The sequence below is a fragment of the Streptomyces sp. NPDC127038 genome (assembly GCF_042725875.1).
Lineage (GTDB): Bacteria > Actinomycetota > Actinomycetes > Streptomycetales > Streptomycetaceae > Streptomyces.
In genome coordinates, this window is sequence record NZ_JBHXDQ010000067.1 from 1 (window position 1) to 17350 (window position 17350).

The 17350-nt window shown below is 71.8% G+C and carries 14 protein-coding genes; 7 read left to right on the forward strand and 7 right to left on the reverse strand.

What is annotated here, in order from left to right; all coding sequences use genetic code 11:
• Positions 1-194: 194 nt before the first annotated feature.
• Together ACFWI4_RS33250 and ACFWI4_RS33255 are read right to left on the reverse strand one after the other, a co-directional pair.
• A complete protein-coding gene (locus ACFWI4_RS33250; RefSeq protein WP_387203941.1) occupies positions 195-1817 on the reverse strand; it encodes an ABC transporter permease in 1623 nt (540 codons plus the stop codon).
• Complete coding sequence (locus ACFWI4_RS33255) at positions 1814-2809, reverse strand: ATP-binding cassette domain-containing protein (RefSeq protein ID WP_387203944.1); 996 nt, start codon at positions 2807-2809, stop codon at positions 1814-1816. Before ACFWI4_RS33255 ends, ACFWI4_RS33250 begins: the two co-directional genes overlap by 4 nt.
• A 102-nt stretch (positions 2810-2911) precedes the next feature.
• Here ACFWI4_RS33255 and ACFWI4_RS33260 point away from each other — a divergent pair, with 102 nt between their 5' ends.
• Entirely contained in the window at positions 2912-3412 is a 501-nt protein-coding gene (locus tag ACFWI4_RS33260) for a GbsR/MarR family transcriptional regulator (protein ID WP_387203947.1), read from the forward strand.
• A 310-nt stretch (positions 3413-3722) separates the two neighbouring features.
• Here the strand turns inward: ACFWI4_RS33260 and ACFWI4_RS33265 are convergent, their stop codons facing one another.
• Positions 3723-4577 (reverse strand): diacylglycerol kinase family protein, encoded by an 855-nt coding sequence (locus ACFWI4_RS33265; RefSeq protein ID WP_387203950.1) that lies wholly within the window; start codon positions 4575-4577, stop codon positions 3723-3725.
• 198 nt (positions 4578-4775) lie between these two features.
• Here ACFWI4_RS33265 and ACFWI4_RS33270 point away from each other — a divergent pair, with 198 nt between their 5' ends.
• From ACFWI4_RS33270 to ACFWI4_RS33280, 3 genes are all read left to right on the forward strand, one after another.
• The gene (locus ACFWI4_RS33270; RefSeq protein WP_385408908.1) at positions 4776-6059 is read left to right on the forward strand and encodes an adenylosuccinate synthase; all 1284 of its coding nucleotides are present in this window, start codon (positions 4776-4778) and stop codon (positions 6057-6059) included.
• Between the two features lie 366 nt (positions 6060-6425).
• Complete coding sequence (locus tag ACFWI4_RS33275) at positions 6426-8243, forward strand: bifunctional metallophosphatase/5'-nucleotidase (protein WP_387203954.1); 1818 nt, start codon at positions 6426-6428, stop codon at positions 8241-8243.
• A 159-nt stretch (positions 8244-8402) separates the two neighbouring features.
• Complete coding sequence (locus tag ACFWI4_RS33280) at positions 8403-8693, forward strand: DUF3303 family protein (protein ID WP_387203957.1); 291 nt, start codon at positions 8403-8405, stop codon at positions 8691-8693.
• Between the two features lie 83 nt (positions 8694-8776).
• Here ACFWI4_RS33280 and ACFWI4_RS33285 read toward each other — a convergent pair whose 3' ends face one another.
• From ACFWI4_RS33285 to ACFWI4_RS33295, 3 genes are all read right to left on the reverse strand, one after another.
• Positions 8777-9427, reverse strand: a complete 651-nt coding sequence (locus ACFWI4_RS33285; protein WP_329300877.1) for a hypothetical protein — start codon at positions 9425-9427, stop codon at positions 8777-8779.
• A 206-nt stretch (positions 9428-9633) separates the two neighbouring features.
• Entirely contained in the window at positions 9634-10329 is a 696-nt protein-coding gene (locus ACFWI4_RS33290) for a GntR family transcriptional regulator (protein ID WP_385408919.1), read from the reverse strand.
• Positions 10330-10495: 166 nt separating this feature from the next.
• Positions 10496-11851, reverse strand: a complete 1356-nt coding sequence (locus ACFWI4_RS33295) for an aspartate aminotransferase family protein (protein ID WP_385408915.1) — start codon at positions 11849-11851, stop codon at positions 10496-10498.
• 377 nt (positions 11852-12228) lie between these two features.
• On the opposite strand from ACFWI4_RS33295, the gene ACFWI4_RS33300 reads away from it, so the two are divergent.
• Both ACFWI4_RS33300 and ACFWI4_RS33305 read left to right on the forward strand, forming a co-directional pair.
• A complete protein-coding gene (locus tag ACFWI4_RS33300; protein WP_387203960.1) occupies positions 12229-14280 on the forward strand; it encodes a serine/threonine-protein kinase in 2052 nt (683 codons plus the stop codon).
• A 142-nt stretch (positions 14281-14422) separates the two neighbouring features.
• Positions 14423-15955 carry a substrate-binding domain-containing protein gene (locus ACFWI4_RS33305; protein ID WP_387203963.1) on the forward strand — a complete coding sequence of 511 codons (1533 nt, stop codon included), beginning with the start codon at positions 14423-14425 and terminating at the stop codon, positions 15953-15955.
• A gap of 6 nt (positions 15956-15961) precedes the next feature.
• On the opposite strand, the gene ACFWI4_RS33310 is transcribed toward ACFWI4_RS33305, so the two are convergent.
• The gene (locus ACFWI4_RS33310; RefSeq protein WP_387203966.1) at positions 15962-16702 is read right to left on the reverse strand and encodes an SLATT domain-containing protein; all 741 of its coding nucleotides are present in this window, start codon (positions 16700-16702) and stop codon (positions 15962-15964) included.
• A 299-nt stretch (positions 16703-17001) separates the two neighbouring features.
• Between ACFWI4_RS33310 and ACFWI4_RS33315 the strand changes: the two genes are divergently transcribed.
• Entirely contained in the window at positions 17002-17346 is a 345-nt protein-coding gene (locus tag ACFWI4_RS33315) for a YbaB/EbfC family nucleoid-associated protein (protein WP_385398827.1), read from the forward strand.
• The last annotated feature ends 4 nt before the right edge of the window (positions 17347-17350 follow it).

Genomic DNA, 17350 nt, shown 5'->3' on the forward strand with positions numbered 1-17350 from the left:
GGTACTGCAGGGGGGACCCTGTGGGAGAGTAGGACGCCGCCGAACAAATTTTGTGAAAACCCCCGTACCGGGGATACCGGTACGGGGGTTTTCTGCGTTCAGGGACCCTTTTTCTGTGTTCAGGGATCCTCTTCGGGAACGTTCTCGACCATGTGTGTCGAGAACGTTCCCGTATCACCGCGAGGACCGCCGGCTCACGTGGCCATGTCCCGGCGGCGCAGGCAGACCAGTCCCGCCGCCGTCAGAGCCACCGCGACCGCGGTGAGGACGAGCACCGGTGTCCAGGTCATCGAGCCGCCCGGCAGCTTCGGGAGATGACCGAAGGGGGAGAGGTCCATGACCGCCTGGGGGATCTTCAGCGCGGGGCCGATCCAGCCGAGGAGAAGGGCGAGGCCCGCCGCGGCCCAGGCGCCGCGGGCGACCGCGGGCGAGAGACCGTAGAGCAGGACCGCGAGACCGCCCAGCGTCCACACCGCCGGCACCTGGACCAGAGCGGCGCCGAGGACGGCACCGAACTCGGCGCCGTAACCCAGGGCGAGGCCCAGTCCCCCGAGCAGCATGATGAGGACCGTGCCGCCGAACGCGATGACGAGATGCCCGCCGGCCCAGCGCAGCCGGCCCACGGCGGCCGCGAGCAGGGGTTCGGCACGCTGCGAGGTCTCCTCGCCGTGCAGCCGCAGTACGGAGGAGACGATGTACAGGGCGGCGACCATGCCCAGCATGCCGACCATGGCGGCGAGGAACGCGTCGGTGATCCCGGCCTGCCCGCCCATCCGCTCGATGATCTCGCGGGTCTTGGCGTTCCCGCCGACCAGGTCCGCGGCCCCCTTCGTGATGGCTCCGAACGCGGCGCCCGCCGCGAGGAAACCGAGACTCCAGCCAAGCACGGCACCGCGCTGGAGGCGCCAGGCCAGTGCCCCGGCCGAGCCGAGGCCGCCGGTCGCGGGTCCCGGCCGGGTGGGCAGGAAGCTCATGCCGACATCGCGGCGCCCGGCCAGTACGTAGGCGGCGGCACCCTGTGCGGCGACGGCCGCGACGAACAGCAGCAGCACCCACCAGCGTTCGTCCGCGAAGGCCCGTACGTTCTCCAGCCAGCCCACCGGCGAGATCCAGGTCAGCACCGACGAGCCGTCGACCGTCGCGGAGTCGCCCGCCGCCCTGAGGACGAAGGCGGCGCCGATCAGCCCGCCCGTCAGCCCCTTGGCGAGCCGTGCGCTCTCCGTCAGCTGGGCGACGATCGCCGCCATGGTCGCGAAGACCATCCCCGTTCCGCCGATCGCGAGCCCGAGCGCCAGGGCCCCGGAGGCGCCCTGTCCGGAGAGGCCGCCCGCGATGAGAAGGGCGAGAACGCCGTTGGCGACAAGTGCCGCGAGCAGGGCGGCCGTCAGCGGGGCCCGCCGCCCGACCATCGCGGCGGAGACGAGCTCCTGACGCCCGCTCTCCTCTTCCTCCCGGGTGTGCCGTACGACGATCGTCAGGCTCATGATGGCGGCCAGGACACCCGCGTAGGCGCCGATACGCCAGGCCGTGAGTCCGCCGAGCGAGTCGCTGAACACCGGCCCGTAGGTGGCCCGCAGGGAGTTGTTGGCGAGCATCTGCCGTGCCAGGGAGGCGCGTTCGGCGGGAGTGCTGTAGACGCTCTTCAGCGAGGCCGGCAGGGAGAGCACCATCAGGGCGCTCACACCGATCCACAGCGGTGTCGTCACGCGGTCGCGGCGCAGCGCGAAGCGCAGCAGGGTGCCGGTGCCGGCCAGGGGCCGCGAGCCGCCGGTGCGGGCGGTGAAGGTGCCGGTGGCCGCGGGGGTCGTGGCGGTCATCGGGTCACCGTCTCCCCGGTACCGTCCGCCTGGACGTCGTCCTCCTGGTAGTGCCGCAGGAACAGCTCCTCCAGGGTCGGTGGGGTCGAGGTGAGGGACCGTACGCCGGAGTCGGTCAGCGACTTCAGTACGGGGTTGAGCTGGTCGGTGTCGACGTGGAACCGCACCCGGCAGCTGACGCCGTCGTGCCCGAACCCGGCCTCCTGGACGTCGAGTTCATGGACCCCGGGCAGGGACGCCAGTCCGTTCGGCGGGCCGGTGAGTTCCGCGGTGACGCTGGTACGGGTGAGGTGGCGCAGGTCCGCGAGGGTGCCGCTCTCGACGGTCCGGCCCTTGCGGATGATGCTGACGCGGTCGCAGAGTTCCTCGACCTCGCTCAGGATGTGCGAGGACAGCAGGATCGTGCGGCCGCGGTCGCGTTCCTCCCGGACGCACTTCTGGAAGACCTCTTCCATCAGCGGGTCCAGGCCCGAGGTGGGCTCGTCCAGGATGAGGACGTCGACGTCCGAGGCGAAGGCGGCGACGAGGGCGACCTTCTGACGGTTGCCCTTCGAGTAGGTGCGCCCCTTCTTGGTGGGGTCGAGCTCGAAGCGCTCGATCAGGTCGGCGCGCCGTGCCGGGTCGAGGCCGCCGGTCCGTCCGCCGCCCTGTCCGCCGCGCCGGGCGCGGCCACCGCCGTGCAGCCGCCCGTAGAGGTCGATGATCTCGCCGCCGGAGAGGTTGCGCCACAGGGTGACGTCGCCGGGGACGTAGGCGACCCGGCGGTGCAGTTCGACCGCGTCCGCCCAGGGGTCCATGTCCAGCATCCGGGCGGTGCCCGAGTCGGCGCGGAGCAGGCCCAGCAGGACCCGGATGGTGGTGGATTTCCCGGAGCCGTTGGGGCCGAGGAAGCCGTGCACCTCGCCGGCCTCGACCTCCAGGTCCAGGCCGTCCAGTGCGTGCGTCCTGCCGAACGACTTGTGCAGTCCGGCGACGCTGATTGCCTTCGTCATGGCCCGAACGTACGCTTCTTTCAGAAGTTTGTGAAGTTAAGGAAACGTATAAATGCTGGCTACACTCGACGACCAGGCGTGAGCAGGGGAGATGATCGGCAGATGGCGGAACCGAGTGCGACGGAGAGGGACCCGGAGGCGGTCTCGCAGTTCGTCGAGGGGTTCGCGGCCCAGCTCGTCGAGGCGGGGATGCAGCGGATGCCCGCGCGGGTCTTCGCCGCGCTGCTGGCCTCCGACTCCGGTGCCATGACCTCGGCCGAACTCGGCGAGCAGCTCCAGGTCAGTGCTGCCGCCGTGTCCGGCGCGGTGCGCTATCTCGCGCAGCAGCACATGGTCGGGCGGGAGCGGGAACCCGGCTCGCGGCGCGAGCGGTACCGGGTGCACAGCAACCAGTGGTACGAGGCCCTGACCAACCGTGACGCGGTCCTCAAGCGCTGGGAGCTCGCCCTGCGCGCCGGTGTCGACTCCCTCGGTCCCGCGTCCCCGGCGGGCCGGCGGCTCTCGGAGACGCTCGCCTTCTTCGAGTTCATCGACGGGGAGATCGCCGCGATGATGGAGCGCTGGCGCGCCCACCGCGAGCAACGGTTCGGCGGCGACGCCTGACCGGTCCGGCGACAACGCCCGACCAGGCCTCCGGGCACCCCCGACGGCTCGGGCGCCCCTACGACTCGGGCACTCCCGACGGCTCGGGCACCCCCCGGCGACTCAGGCACTTCCGACGGCTCGGGCGCCCCCGACGGCTCGGGCGCTGCCTACGACTTGGGCGCCCCCGCCAGATCCGGCACCCCCGCCAGCTCCGGCCCCGGTACCGGCCGCTCCGGGCCCGGCGCGGCTCGCCCGCGCCCCGGGCCCGTACCGGCGCCGGTCGGGCCTTCACGGGGGCGTCAGAGGGCCGGGCGGGGGTCCCGGGGCGTCACGTCGTGGCCGGCAGGGTCAGGCCCCAGGCCGATTCCCGTACCGTCCAGGTGCGGGTGCGGACCGGGCCGCTCACCACGGAGTCCGCGCGGTAGCGGAAGTCCGCGCCGGACACGGTCACCTTGTGGCCCAGCAGCCGCAGGGGCGAGGACGCGGCCCCCGGCGACACCGCGCGGACCTCGATCTCGGCGCCGGTCCCCGAACCCCCCGGTGTCACCGACACGGCCTCCACGGGCTGGTCCAGGTCCACGACGCACACCCCGTCGACCTCGATCCGCAGCCGGGAGGGCCCGGTCGCGGGCGTGGCGGGCCGGGACGGCCGGGAGGCCAGGGTCCGTACCAGGGACTGGCAGGTGCGCAGCCACGGATGCCCGGCGGCTTCCTCCCCCGGCAGACCCGCGAGCACCTCGGCGGACGGCCGGGAGGGCAGGGAAGGGATGCGCAGTGCGCCGAGCACCACGCCGTCACTGTCGTCCACGAGCAGGTCGAGCCGCCGTTCGGCCCCGTCGAGGACCGCCCGGGCCGCCGCGACGGCCCCCATCGGCACCCCGAGCGACCGGGAAAGCGCAAGCGCACCGCCCACGGGCACGAAGGACAGCGCGCACCCGGCGAGTTCCCGCTGCCGGTGCAGCAGCGACACCGCCCGCAGCAGGGCGCCGTCGTCGCCGATGACGACGGGTCTGCGCGCACCCCGGCGGATCAGCGCCCGAGCGAATTCCTCGGGCCCCTCCGGGAGGCACACCTTCGTCGCCGCACCCGCGCTGAGCACGTCTTTCGCGATCCGGACGGACTCGCCGTCCGTCCGTCGGGCGACCGGGTCGATGACCACCAGGAGCTGGTCGGAAGCCGCCACCTCGGTCCTGCCTCGCTTCCTCGGGTAGCATCTTTCTGCAAGAGCCCCTTGCGCCTTTGCGCCAGGGGCTTCGTCTATTCCGGGGCATCCGGTCCGACGTCGCGGCCAATGGTGGTCGCCGGTGTACGCAGCCTTGGCCACATTCGGCCGCGTACGCCCCGACCTTGGACATGCCCCGCCCGGAAGGGGTGTACGCCTGTGCCCGCACTTGTGCTGCTCGGTGCTCAGTGGGGTGACGAAGGCAAGGGAAAGGCCACCGACCTGCTCGGTGGATCCGTGGACTATGTGGTGCGCTACCAGGGCGGCAACAACGCCGGCCACACGGTAGTCGTGGGCGACCAGAAATACGCTCTCCACCTCCTCCCTTCCGGAATCCTCACGCCGGAGTGCACTCCGGTCATCGGAAACGGAGTCGTCGTCGACCCGTCCGTCCTGTTCTCCGAGCTGAACGGGCTCAACGAGCGCGGTGTCGACACCTCCAAGCTGCTGATCAGCGGAAACGCTCACATCATCACGCCTTACAACGTCACTGTCGACAAGGTGACGGAACGCTTCCTCGGAAAGCGGAAGATCGGCACCACCGGGCGCGGGATCGGTCCGACATACGCGGACAAGATCAACCGCGTGGGCATCCGCATCCAGGACCTCTACGACGAGTCGATCCTCACCCAGAAGGTCGAAGCGGCTCTCGAGGTCAAGAACCAGCTGCTCACCAAGCTCTACAACCGCCGTGCCATCGAGGCGGGCCAGGTCGTCGAGGAGCTGCTGAGCTACGCCGACCGGCTCAAGCCGTACGTGGCGGACACCGTCCTGATCCTCAACCAGGCGCTGGAGCAGGACAAGGTCGTGCTCTTCGAGGGCGGCCAGGGCACGCTGCTGGACATCGACCACGGCACGTATCCGTTCGTGACGTCGTCGAACCCGACCGCGGGCGGCGCCTGCACGGGTGCCGGGGTCGGCCCGACCAAGATCAGCCGGGTCATCGGCATCCTCAAGGCGTACACGACCCGCGTGGGTTCGGGTCCGTTCCCGACGGAGCTGTTCGACGCGGACGGCGAGGCGCTGCGGCGCATCGGCCACGAGCGTGGCGTGACGACCGGCCGTGACCGGCGCTGCGGCTGGTTCGACGCGGTCATCGCCCGCTACGCGACCCGGGTGAACGGTCTGACCGACTTCTTCCTCACCAAGCTGGACGTCCTGACCGGCTGGGAGGAGATCCCGGTCTGCGTGGCGTACGAGATCGACGGCAAGCGCGTCGAGGAACTCCCGTACTCCCAGACCGACTTCCACCACGCGAAGCCGATCTACGAGACCCTCCCGGGCTGGTCGGAGGACATCACCAAGGCGAAGACCTTCGGGGACCTCCCGAAGAACGCCCAGGCCTACGTGAAGGCGCTGGAGGAGATGTCGGGCGCCCCGATCTCCGCGATCGGCGTCGGCCCGGGCCGCACCGAGACGATCGAGATCAACTCGTTCATCTAGGGCCCGTCCCGCGGTTCCCCGAGTGCGCCCCCGGCCGACGGCCGGGGGCGCACTCGTCTTTGGGGGGACGGCCGGGGGAAATCGGATGCGCGGTGGGGGAGTTCGGGGTGCCGGCGGTCGGTGGCGGGTGTGGTCGCGTACGTGGTGGCGTACGTGCGGGTGACGACGGGGTGAATCGGGGTGGGCGCGGTGCGGAAACCCCGGTCCCGGGCGCCGCGGAAACCGTGAACTGACCTTTTATTGACCGGGACATGGGCTTCTCCTGGTTTTCGACGGGCAAGCGGGCGACCACGCTCTACGCGTGTAGTTCCGCACGGCACGCACGGCACTTCCCCCTGTCCCGACACCCCAGTCCCAGGAGCCCGTATGCCCGTCAATCCCCTGAACCGCCGGGAGTTCGTCAAGACGTCGGCCGTCACCGGCGCGGCCGTGGCCGTCGGCGGCGCCGCACTGACGACGCCCGCGCAGGCGGCGGACCGCAAGCCGCCGAAGCAGCCGCGCACCTGGTCGTTCTCGATCCTGGGCACCACCGACCTGCACAGCCACGTCTTCGACTGGGACTACTACAAGGACGCCGCCTACTCCGACGCCAAGGGCAACTCCGTCGGCGTCGCCAAGGTCGCCACGCTCATCAAGCAGCAGCGCGCCGCCAAGGGCGAGGACCGCGTGCTCCTCGTCGACGCCGGCGACATCATCCAGGGCACCTCGCTCGGCTACTACTTCGCGCGCGTCGACCCGATCACCGGGACGAAGGGCAAGAAGGGCCCCAAGCACCCGATGGCCGTGGCGATGAACCTCATGCGCTACGACGCCGCCGCGCTCGGCAACCACGAGTTCAACTACGGCATCGAGACGCTGCGCAAGTTCGAGAGCCAGCTCGACTTCCCGCTGCTCGGCGCGAACGCGCTGGACGCGAAGACGCTGCGGCCCGCCTTCCAGCCGTACACCGTGAAGCGCATCCGCGTGCCCGGGGCCCCCGACATCAAGGTCGGCATCATGGGCCTGACCAACCCCGGCATCGCGCTGTGGGACAAGGACAACGTCAACGGCAGGATGGTCTTCCCGGGCCTGGTCGAGCAGGCGAAGAAGTACGTGCCCCGGCTGCGCGCGCTCGGCTGCGACGTCGTCTTCCTGACCGACCACTCCGGCCTCGACGGCTCCTCCTCGTGGGGCGACGCCCTGCCGTACGTGGAGAACGCCTCGAACCTGGTCGCCGAGCAGGTGCCCGGCATCGACGCGATCCTGGTCGGCCACACCCATGTGGAGGTCCCCTCCTACACGGTGAAGAACGCCGAGAGCGGCGAGGACGTCCTGCTGTCCGAGCCCTACTGCTGGGGCTACCGGCTGAGCGTCTTCGACTTCGAGATGGAGCTGGAGCACGGCCGCTGGAAGGTCGTGAGCAAGACCGCGACGACCCTCAACCCCAACACGGCGGACGAGGACCCGCAGATCAAGAAGCACCTGGAAGCCGACCACGAGCTCGTCGTGAAGTACGTCAACACGGCGGTCGGCACCTGCACGCAGGACCTCTCGGCCGCGGAGTCCTGCTGGAAGGACGTCCCGGTCATGGACTTCATCCACGAGGTCCAGATGGAGTCGGTGAAGGCGGGCCTGTCCGCCGCGGACGCGGCGCTGCCGCTGATCTCGGTGGCCGCGCCCTTCAGCCGCACCGCGGACATCCCGGCGGGCAGCGTCACCATCAAGGACATCGCCGGGCTGTACATCTACGACAACACGCTCTACGGCAAGAAGCTCACGGGCGCCCAGCTGAGGGACTACCTGGAGTACGCGGCGAAGTACTACCACCAGGTCCCGGCCGGCACGGCGGTGGACACCGCCACCCTCACCAACGCCAACAGCTTCTGGGACTACATGTACGACACCGCGGCGGGCGTCGGCTACGAGATCGACATCGCCGCGGCCGAGGGCTCGCGGATCAAGAACCTCACCTACAACGGCGCGGCCGTCGCCGACGACCAGGTCTTCGTCGTCGCGGTCAACAACTACCGCGCCAACGGCGGTTCGGGCTACCCGCACATCGCGGCCGCCGAGACCGCCTTCAGCGCCCCGGACCAGGTCCGCGACCTGATGATCGCCTACGTCATCGCCAAGGGAGCCCTGGACCCGGCCGACTTCGCCGCCGTCAACTGGAAGCTGACCCAGGGCGGCACGCCCGTCTTCTGACCCGCCCGACGCACCACCCATGACCGGCACGGCCCGGACCTCACTGGAGAGAGTGACGTCCGGGCCGCCGCCGTGAGGACGCCGTGGACGGGGGGAACAGCCTGAAAGCGCACGTGCGGGTGCTTCGGCGTGCGTCGGCCGACGGACCAGGAGACTGCGATGCGCGTGATGCTCAGGGCGACCATGGACACGGAGAAGGCGAACGAGCTGATCCGGAGCGGAAAGCTTCCGCAACTGATGCAGCGGACGATGGAGCGGATCAAGCCCGAGGCGTCCTACTTCACCACCCACGAGGGCAGCCGCGCCTGCTACATGGTCTTCGACCTGGAGGACCCCAGCCACATCCCGGCGATCGCCGAGCCGTTGTTCACGGAACTCGGCGCCAAGATCGACCTCGCCCCCGTCATGAACGCGGAGGACCTCCACAAGGGCCTGTCCCAGCTGGGCTGACGGCCCCGCCGGACGCGTTCCGTCCGGGCCGGTGCGGGGCCGCGCGGACCGTGTCCTGGCCCCGCACCGGAAGACGGCACGGATCAGCTGAAGACGATCATGGAGCCCTGGGCGAGGCTCCGGGTCGCCGCCGCGTGCAGCCCGAGCCACACATGGCGCTCGCGGGCGAAGGGGCTGGAGTCGTAGGGGGCCGGAGCGGCGGGCTCCTCCAGCTCCGTGGGGGCGCTCGGGGGCTGCGGCGGAGCCGGCGGATTGGCCGGGTCGATGCCGATCGAGGGTGCCACGAACTCGAGTTCGCGCAGGAGAACCTGCGAGGAGCCCAAGGGACCGCCGCCCGCGAGGAGTTCGTCGTTGGCCAGCGGGTGGGGGAACTCCACCGGGACGTAGGCGCCCGCGTGGTCGTAGTGCCAGACCAGATGGGACTGCTGGGCGTTCGTCTCGAACATCTCCAGCAACTGCTCGTAGTCGCCGCCCAGTTCGTCGACCGGCGCCACCGCGAGGCCGCACATCTGGAGCAGGTAGGCGCGGCGCAGGAAGTGCAGCGCGTCGTAGTCGAAGCCGGCGACCGGGGCCACGTCACCCGACAGGCCCGGCATGTACGCGTACACCGGCACCGGGGGCAGCCCGGCCTCGGCGAGCACCTTGTCGTAGAGCGCCAGTTCCTCGGCGAAGGGGTTGTCGGGGGTGTGGCACAGCACGTCGACGAGCGGGACCAACCACAGGTCACAGGCCAACAGACGGCTCCTCTTGCTCCTTGGGGTGCAGGGTGGTCAGGGCAGCGTAATGCGCGTGGCGGTCCTGTGAAGAGGCCGGTACACAAGTACGTCCCCGGGTGGCCGGGGTTGTCCGGTCCCGGGGCCGCGCCCCCCATCCCCTCGATCGCCCGCGAAGGGCGTCCTCAAACGCGGGACGGGCCGCTGCCGCGTCCCGGAACTTCGGCTCAGGGGGCGTCGAGGCGCTCGATGAGGGTGAGCGCGTGCTCGTTGTAGGCCGTCACGATGGCCCGGGCCGCGTCGGCGTCGCGGCACGCGAGGGCGTCCACCAACTGGGTGTGGCCGGACCACAGATGGCCCTTGAGGTCCGAGACGTGGCGCAGGTGCTGGACCGTGCAGACCCATGACTGGACCCGCATCCGGTGCAGGAAGTCGGCGAGGTAGGTGTTGCCGAACAGGTTGCTCAGTTCGCGCCAGTAACGGAGGTCGTAGCCGATGAGGATGTTCAGGTCGCCCGCGGTGGCCGCGCGCTGGGCCTCCTCGCCCCGGCGCCGTACGGCCGCGAGGGCGGCCAGCGCCCCGGGGTCGTCGGCCTGCGGCATCCCGCTGGCCACGAGGTGCTGGAACATGCCCTCCGTGATCAGGCTGCGCGCCTCGATCATGCCGCGGTAGTCGGCGCCCGAGTACTCGTGGACGCGGAAGCCGCGGTGCTGGTCCGCGTCCAGGAGCCCCTGGGCCGACAGGTCGACCAGGGCCTCGCGGACCGGGGTGGCGGAGACGCCGTACTGCTCGGCGATCTCCTTGACCGTGAACTCCTGGCCCGGCCGGAGGCGACCCCCGAGCACCTCGTCACGGAGCGCGTCCGCGATCTGCTGCCGCAGGGTGCTGCGTGTTACGGCGCCGCTGCCGCCGGTCCCGGCCATGGTGGTGGTCTCACTCCCCGTCACTGGGTGCGCGTGTCCGCTCGCGTATCTCGTCGAGCAGGCCACCATACGCCGTGGGGGCCGGCCGCCCGATGCCCCGGCACCCCCCGAGGGGCACGGGCATGCGGAGCGGCCGGCCCCCACGTGGGCGCGAACCCCTACGGCCTCACACCGTGTGCTCGTCCGCCACCGACAGCGCCTCGTCCAGCGCCGCCAGACCCTCCTTGGCCTCGGCCTCGGTGATGTTGCACGGCGGGACGACATGGGTGCGGTTCATGTTGATGAAGGGCCACAGACCGCGGGCCTTGGCCGCGGCGCCGAACGCGGCCATCGGCGCGTTCGCCTCGCCCGAGGCGTTGTACGGGACCAGCGGCTCCCGGGTCTCCCGGTTCTTCACCAGCTCCAGCGCCCAGAAGACACCGGTGCCGCGGACCTCGCCGACGCTCGGGTGCCGCTCGGCCAGCGCGCGCAGCCCCGGTCCGAGCACGGTCTCGCCGATGGCGGCCGCCTGGCCGACGATCCCCTCCTCCTCCATGACGTTGATCGTCGCGACGGCGGCGGCGCAGGCCAGCGGGTGCCCGGAGTAGGTGAGCCCGCCCGGGTAGGGGCGGCGGGCGAAGGTCTCGGCGATGGCGGAGGAGATCGCCACACCGCCCAGCGGCACATAGCCGGAGTTCACGCCCTTGGCGAAGGTCATCAGGTCCGGCGTCACCTCGTAGTGGTCCGCGGCGAACCACTTGCCGGTGCGGCCGAACCCGGCCATGACCTCGTCCAGGATGAAGACGATCCCGTAGCGGTCGCAGATCTCCCGCACTCCGGCGAGGTAGCCGGGCGGGGGCGTCATGATGCCCGCGGTGCCCGGGATCGTCTCCAGGATCAGGGCCGCTATGGTCCCCGGTCCCTCGAAGGCGATGGTGTCCTCCAGGTGCTGGAGCGCGCGCTCGCACTCCTGCCGCTCGCTGTCGGAGTGGAAGGGGCTGCGGTACAGGAACGGCGCCCAGAAGTGGACGACGCCGGCCGCGCCGATGTCGTTCGGCCAGCGCCGCGGGTCACCGGTGAGGTTGATCGCCGTGGAGGTGGCGCCGTGGTACGAGCGGTAGGCGGAGAGCACCTTGGGGCGGCCGGTGTGCAGCCGGGCCATCCGGGTGGCGTTCTCGACGGCCTCCGCGCCGCCGTTGGTGAAGAAGATCTTGTCCAGGTCGCCCGGGGTGCGCTCGGCGATCAGCCGGGCCGCCTCGGAGCGCGCCTCGACGGCGAAGGCGGGCGCGAACGTGGACAGGGTGGCGGCCTGTTCCTGGATCGCGGCGACGACCTTCGGGTGCTGGTAGCCGATGTTGGTGAAGACGAGCCCGCTGGTGAAGTCCAGATACCGCTTGCCTTCGTAGTCCCAGAAGTAGGACCCCTCGGCACCGGCGACGGCGAGCGGGTCGATGAGCTCCTGCGCGGACCAGGAGTGGAACACGTGCGCGCGGTCCGCGGCCTTCACGGCGGCGCCGGCCTGGGGGTTGGGCTGAGGGGTCATGCGGCGAAGCGTAAATGTCCGCCGACCGGGCGCGATATCGGCGTCCTGTCTGCGGTAGGGGGCTTTCCGCGACAGACTGTCGGGCTTGGCCGACGGGTGCGGGGCACGGCGGCGGCGGGGGTCCGGCGGCGGCTCCGGCGCGGGCTCCGGCGCGGGCACGGGAGGGAGCACCGGCGCGGGCACGGGCGCGGACCGTGGCGCGAGCGCCGGGCGGTGGTCGCGGGACGCCCCGGCGCGGGACGTCAAGGACAACGAGGGGCGTCGTTACCTAAACGGCACCAGTCGTGACGGAACCGTAGACACCGCTCGGCCCGCGGCCCCCAACGGCGCACTATCCTCGGTCTGTTGCACACATATGGGGGAGGGTGGGCACTGCTATGGAGAAGCTCGGGGCAGGGGATCCGCAGGAGATCGGGGCGTACCGTCTGCTGGCGCGGCTCGGCGCCGGAGGGATGGGGCACGTCTATCTCGCGCGGTCCGACCGGGGACGTACCGTCGCCGTCAAGCTCGTCCGGCCGGAGCTCGCGGAGCAGGAGGAGTTCCGGGCCCGCTTCCGCCAGGAGGTGCAGGCCGCCCGCCGGGTCGGCGGGCTGTGGACCGCGCCCGTCCTGGACGCGGACACCGATGCCCCGATCCCCTGGGTCGCCACCGGCTACGTCGCCGGTCCCTCGCTCCAGGCCGTCGTGGGGCGCGACCACGGCGCACTGCCCGAGCGTTCCGTGCGCATCCTGGCCGCGGGCCTCGCCCACGCGCTCCAGGACATCCACGCCGCGGGTCTGATCCACCGCGACCTCAAGCCCTCGAACGTCCTCGTCACCATCGACGGCCCCCGGGTCATCGACTTCGGCATCGCGCGCGCCCTGGAGACGGTGACCGACGGCGGCCTGACCCACACCGGGGCGCTCGTCGGCTCCCCCGGGTTCATGGCCCCCGAGCAGGTGCGCGGCGACCGCGTCACCCCGGCGTGCGACATCTTCTGCCTCGGCTCGGTGCTGTCGTACGCGGCCACCGGTGCCCTTCCGTTCGGCGCGGCCAACAGCGGTGTGCACGCCATGATGTTCCGCATCGCGCAGGAGGACCCCGATCTGACCGGGGTGCCCGAGGGCCTCTCCGACCTGGTGCGGGACTGTCTGCGCAAGGATCCCGCCGCCCGGCCCGGTCTTGAGGAGATCCTGGAGCGCACGGGGGCGGAGGACACCGTCGCCGAGGGCCGCACCCTCGACCCGTGGCTGCCCGGCTCGCTGGTGGCCCAGCTGGGGCGTCACGCGGTGCGGCTGCTGGACACGGAGAACCCCGACGCGGGACCGCCGCAGCTCCCGCCCGGCGCTCCGGCGTCCGGTGCGCCCCTGGCCCTGCCGCCGGCCCCCGTCGCGGGCCCCGACCTCTCCAAGCCGCCGTCGGGCGCGCCCGCCTCCTCGTCCGAGGCCTCCTCCTCGACGCCCTCCGCCTCCTCCTCGGCGCCCGCCTCCTCCGAGGCCTCCTCGGAGCAGGCGTCCGCGCCGGCCGCCGGGGGTGCCACCCCGCCCGCCCCGGGACAGCCAGGACCGGTGAACCACCTGCCGACCGTGATCGCGGGTTCGGGCGCGACGCCGCCCCCTGCCGCGCCGGCCGGCCCGCACCCGGCCTACGGCTATCCGCAGCAGCACCCGGGGCACCCGGGACAGGGCCCGGCGCACCCCGCGTACGGCTATCCGCAGGCCGGCTGGGGCGCCCAGCCCCCGTACGGTTCGACGCCCCCCTACGGTCCGGGCGTGACGACGGGCCCGTACGGCCCCGGCGGCCCGACCCCGCCCTACGGCCCGACGCCTCCGTACGGTCACGGCGTCGCCGCCCTCGGTCCCGAGCCCGCGCGCCGCAACGGCCGGTCCACCGCCCTGCTCGTCACCGTGGCGCTGGTCGTCGCGCTGGGCGCGGGCGGCGGCGTGTTCGCGCTGCTGAACGGCCGGGGCGGCGGGGGCGGCACGGACGACCCCAAGGCGTCCACCACGGCCTCCGGCGGGACGACACAGGGGCAGAGCCCGTCGCAGGTGCCGACCACCGCCTCCCCGCAGCTGTCCAGCGCCCCGGCGACTCCGGGCGGCACGATCCCGCAGGCGTTCCTCGGCACCTGGGACGCGGTCATCGACAACTCCACCGGCCACCACACGCGCCGGATGACGATCCAGCAGGGCGGTGTCGGGGACACCGTGCTGACGATCGTCGCGGACGGCACGGCCGGCTACCACTGTGTCTTCGAGGCGGCCCTGACCTCGGCCCCCGGTCCCAGCGGGCCGCTGGAGATCGGTCCCTCCTCGGTCACCGTCGGCGGGCCGCCGTCCTGCAATCCCGGCGACGCCTCGGAGGTCACCCTCCTGTCGGACGGCCGGCTGCGGCGGGCGAAGACCGGCCTGGCGGCCGAGGCCGAGCTGACCTACACCAGGAGCGGCTGAGCCCCCGGACCGCGCACGGCGGGGAGCCGCCCGGCTCCGGGCCGTGCGCGGCCGTCGAAGTTCACTTCCCGTATGTGGGCCGTTTCCGGCCGCGGCCGTACGGTGACCGCACCGCAGGGCAGTGCTCGGGGGAGTGGCTCACGTGGAGTGGCTGAGCGCAGAGAACGTCGTGGCCGTCGGGACCGCCGTCATCGGCGTCGTCTCCTCCGTCGTGATGGTCTGGTACGAGCGCAGGGTGCCGCGCCGCAAGACCGTCGGCTACCGCGTCCAGATGGACAACCCCATCGGCGACGGGGTCCGCTCGGGCCGCGCGAACGTACGGCTCGGGCTGTTCGACGAGACGCCCGGCATGTCCGACGCCACCCTCGTGCTGCTGCGGATCGAGAACGACGGCTCGCAGAGCATCGCGGGCGACGACTACACGAGCCACGAACGGCACGGCCTGACCGCGGTGTTCACCGACCGCACCATCCGCGGTGTGTCCGTGACCCAGCCGCCCGGCACCGACCATCTGATGGACCACTTCACCCCGGCCGCCGGGCTCAGCTACGAGAACGGCACGCTGCGCATCCCGCGCGTCCCGCTGAACCGGGGCGAGCACTTCAAGCTGCTCGTGCTGCTGTCGGGCGGTGACGTGGGATGCCCGGTCCGGATCGTCGGCGGCATCCGGGACGGCGAGGTCAGGCCCAACCGCAGTACGACACCGGACGACCAGCCGCCGCTGTTCAGCCGGGTCGCGCGGCTGTTCACGGTGCTGCTGACGGTGTGCGTGGTCACGCTGGCCCTGATCGTGGTCCTGCGCGACGGCACCCCGCCCCCGATCGGCTGCGAGCGGGGCACGCTGGCCGTCACGGGCTCGACCGCCTTCGAGCCGGTGGCGCGCGAACTGGCGGCGAAGTACGAGCACGACTGCCAGGGCTCGACGATCACGGTGGACGCCCACGGCAGCACGGCCGGCGTGCGGGAACTCGACGCGGCGGGGCGGGCGTCGAAGAAGGGGTCACCGGCCCTGGTCGCGCTCTCCGACGGACCCAAGCCGGGTGACTTCCCGAGGCTGCGCGAGAACCGGATCGCGGTGTCGGTCTTCACGCTGGTCGTCGACGACGCCGTCCCGGTGAGGAACCTGTCGCTGACCGACGTGCGGCGGCTGTACCGCGGCGAGATCAGGAACTGGAAGCAGCTCGGCGGCCCCGACCTGCCCGTCCTCCTGGTCAGCAGGGACGCCGACTCCGGGACCCGGCAGGTGTTCCAGCGGCGGGTGCTCGGGCGCGGGGAGATCGCCAACTCCTCGCTGGACTGCGTCCACAAGGACGACGCGACGGCGCCGGTCGTGCGCTGTGAACTCGACTCCACCGAGCAGGTGCTGGCCACCGTCGCCAGGCTGCGCGGCGCGATCGGCTACAGCGAGCTCAACGACGCCACCGGCCGCCCGGGCCTGCACCGGCTCGCGCTCGACGGTCACGCCGCCTCCGTCGAGGACCTGGAGCACGGCACCTCGGACTACCCGTACCGCGAGATCGAGTACGCCTACACCTACGGGCAGCCGCCCGCCGACTCCCTCGCCTCCAGCTTCCTCTCCTACATCAGCAGGGGCAGCGGCCAGGACGTCATCCGCACCCACGGCCATCTGCCCTGCGGGACACCGGTCGGGCTGAGGATCTGCGGAGCCGGCTGACGGCTCCTAGCGGGGCTCGGGCGGACGCTGGCGCGGCATGTTCGGGCGGGTGCCCGGCGGCAGCGGGGTGCGTCCGTTCAGCGGCGGGCCGTCGGGGCGGGGCGCTCCCGCCGCCGACTGGATGCCCAGCGGCGCCGGTCCGGTGCGGAACTCCACCATCCAGTCCGCCGTCTCGGTGCGCACCAGCTCGGTGACGTCCTCGGAGAACCTGCGGAGCACGCCGATGCACCGGTCGGCCGCCTCGCTGGCCGTTCCGTCGGCCGGTCCGAGGACCTCCCGGACGCTCTCGGACGCCCAGTCGAACTGGAGTGCCTGAAGGCGCCGCTGCACGGCCTGCGCGGTGGCCACGTCCCTTATCCACCCGGAGGTCACGCCGAAGAACCGGTCGACGGCGGCACAGGAGACCGCGAACAGCAGCGCCAGATACCCCCAGGGAGCGGCCCCGTGCACCGAGCCGGTGAGGTCGAGCAGCGGCAGCGCGGCCCCGGCGACCGCGCCCAGCGAGGCACCGCACCGCAGCCCCCGTGCCGCCCGGCGCTTCCACACGCGGTCGGACAGATACCAGGAGGCCGTGTCGAGCGCCCCCTGCTCCACCCAGCGGTACAGCTCGTGGAGCCGTTCGGCTGGCTCGCCCCAGTCGCCGAGCGGAAACGTCCGGCCGGTCAGGTCCCCGGGCCGCAGCCCGGCCGCGCCCTCGCCCCGCCCGTCCTGGAGCGGCCCCTCCGGCTGCATCTCCGGCTGACTCACCCGGCACTCCCTAGTCGACGACGGTGATGGCGGACGACGGTTGACGACGGTGACGGCACGGACACTGCGTGACGTCCTGTGACGCGTGGTGCATTTGCGCCGCCCCCTTCCTACCGCCCAATGGGTGGCGATGGACCGGGTTTACCGGCTTTTCCGCCCGGAAGTGGGCCTTGATCAGGTATAGGCGCCGCTTCGATGTCACTCGAAAGAGTGCTTGGGCGACGGGCCCGTGGACCACGTAGGCTCGTGCTGGACAGGAAAAAACGCTCGGACAGCCGTACTCGAACCAGGAGCTGATCGTGATTCCCGGTGGTGGCCAGCCCAACATGCAGCAGTTGCTCCAGCAGGCCCAGAAGATGCAGCAGGACCTGGCGAACGCGCAGGAGGAGCTGGCGCGGACGGAGGTCGGGGGCCAGTCGGGCGGCGGCCTGGTGAAGGCGACCGTGACGGGCTCCGGAGAGCTCCGTGCCCTGGTGATCGACCCGAAGGCGGTCGACCCCGAGGACACCGAGACGCTCGCCGACCTGATCGTCGCGGCCGTCCACGCGGCGAACGAGAACGCGCAGGCGCTCCAGCAGCGGACCCTCGGCCCGCTCACCCAGGGGCTCGGCGGCGGAAGCGGCATCCCCGGTCTGCCTTTCTAAGACC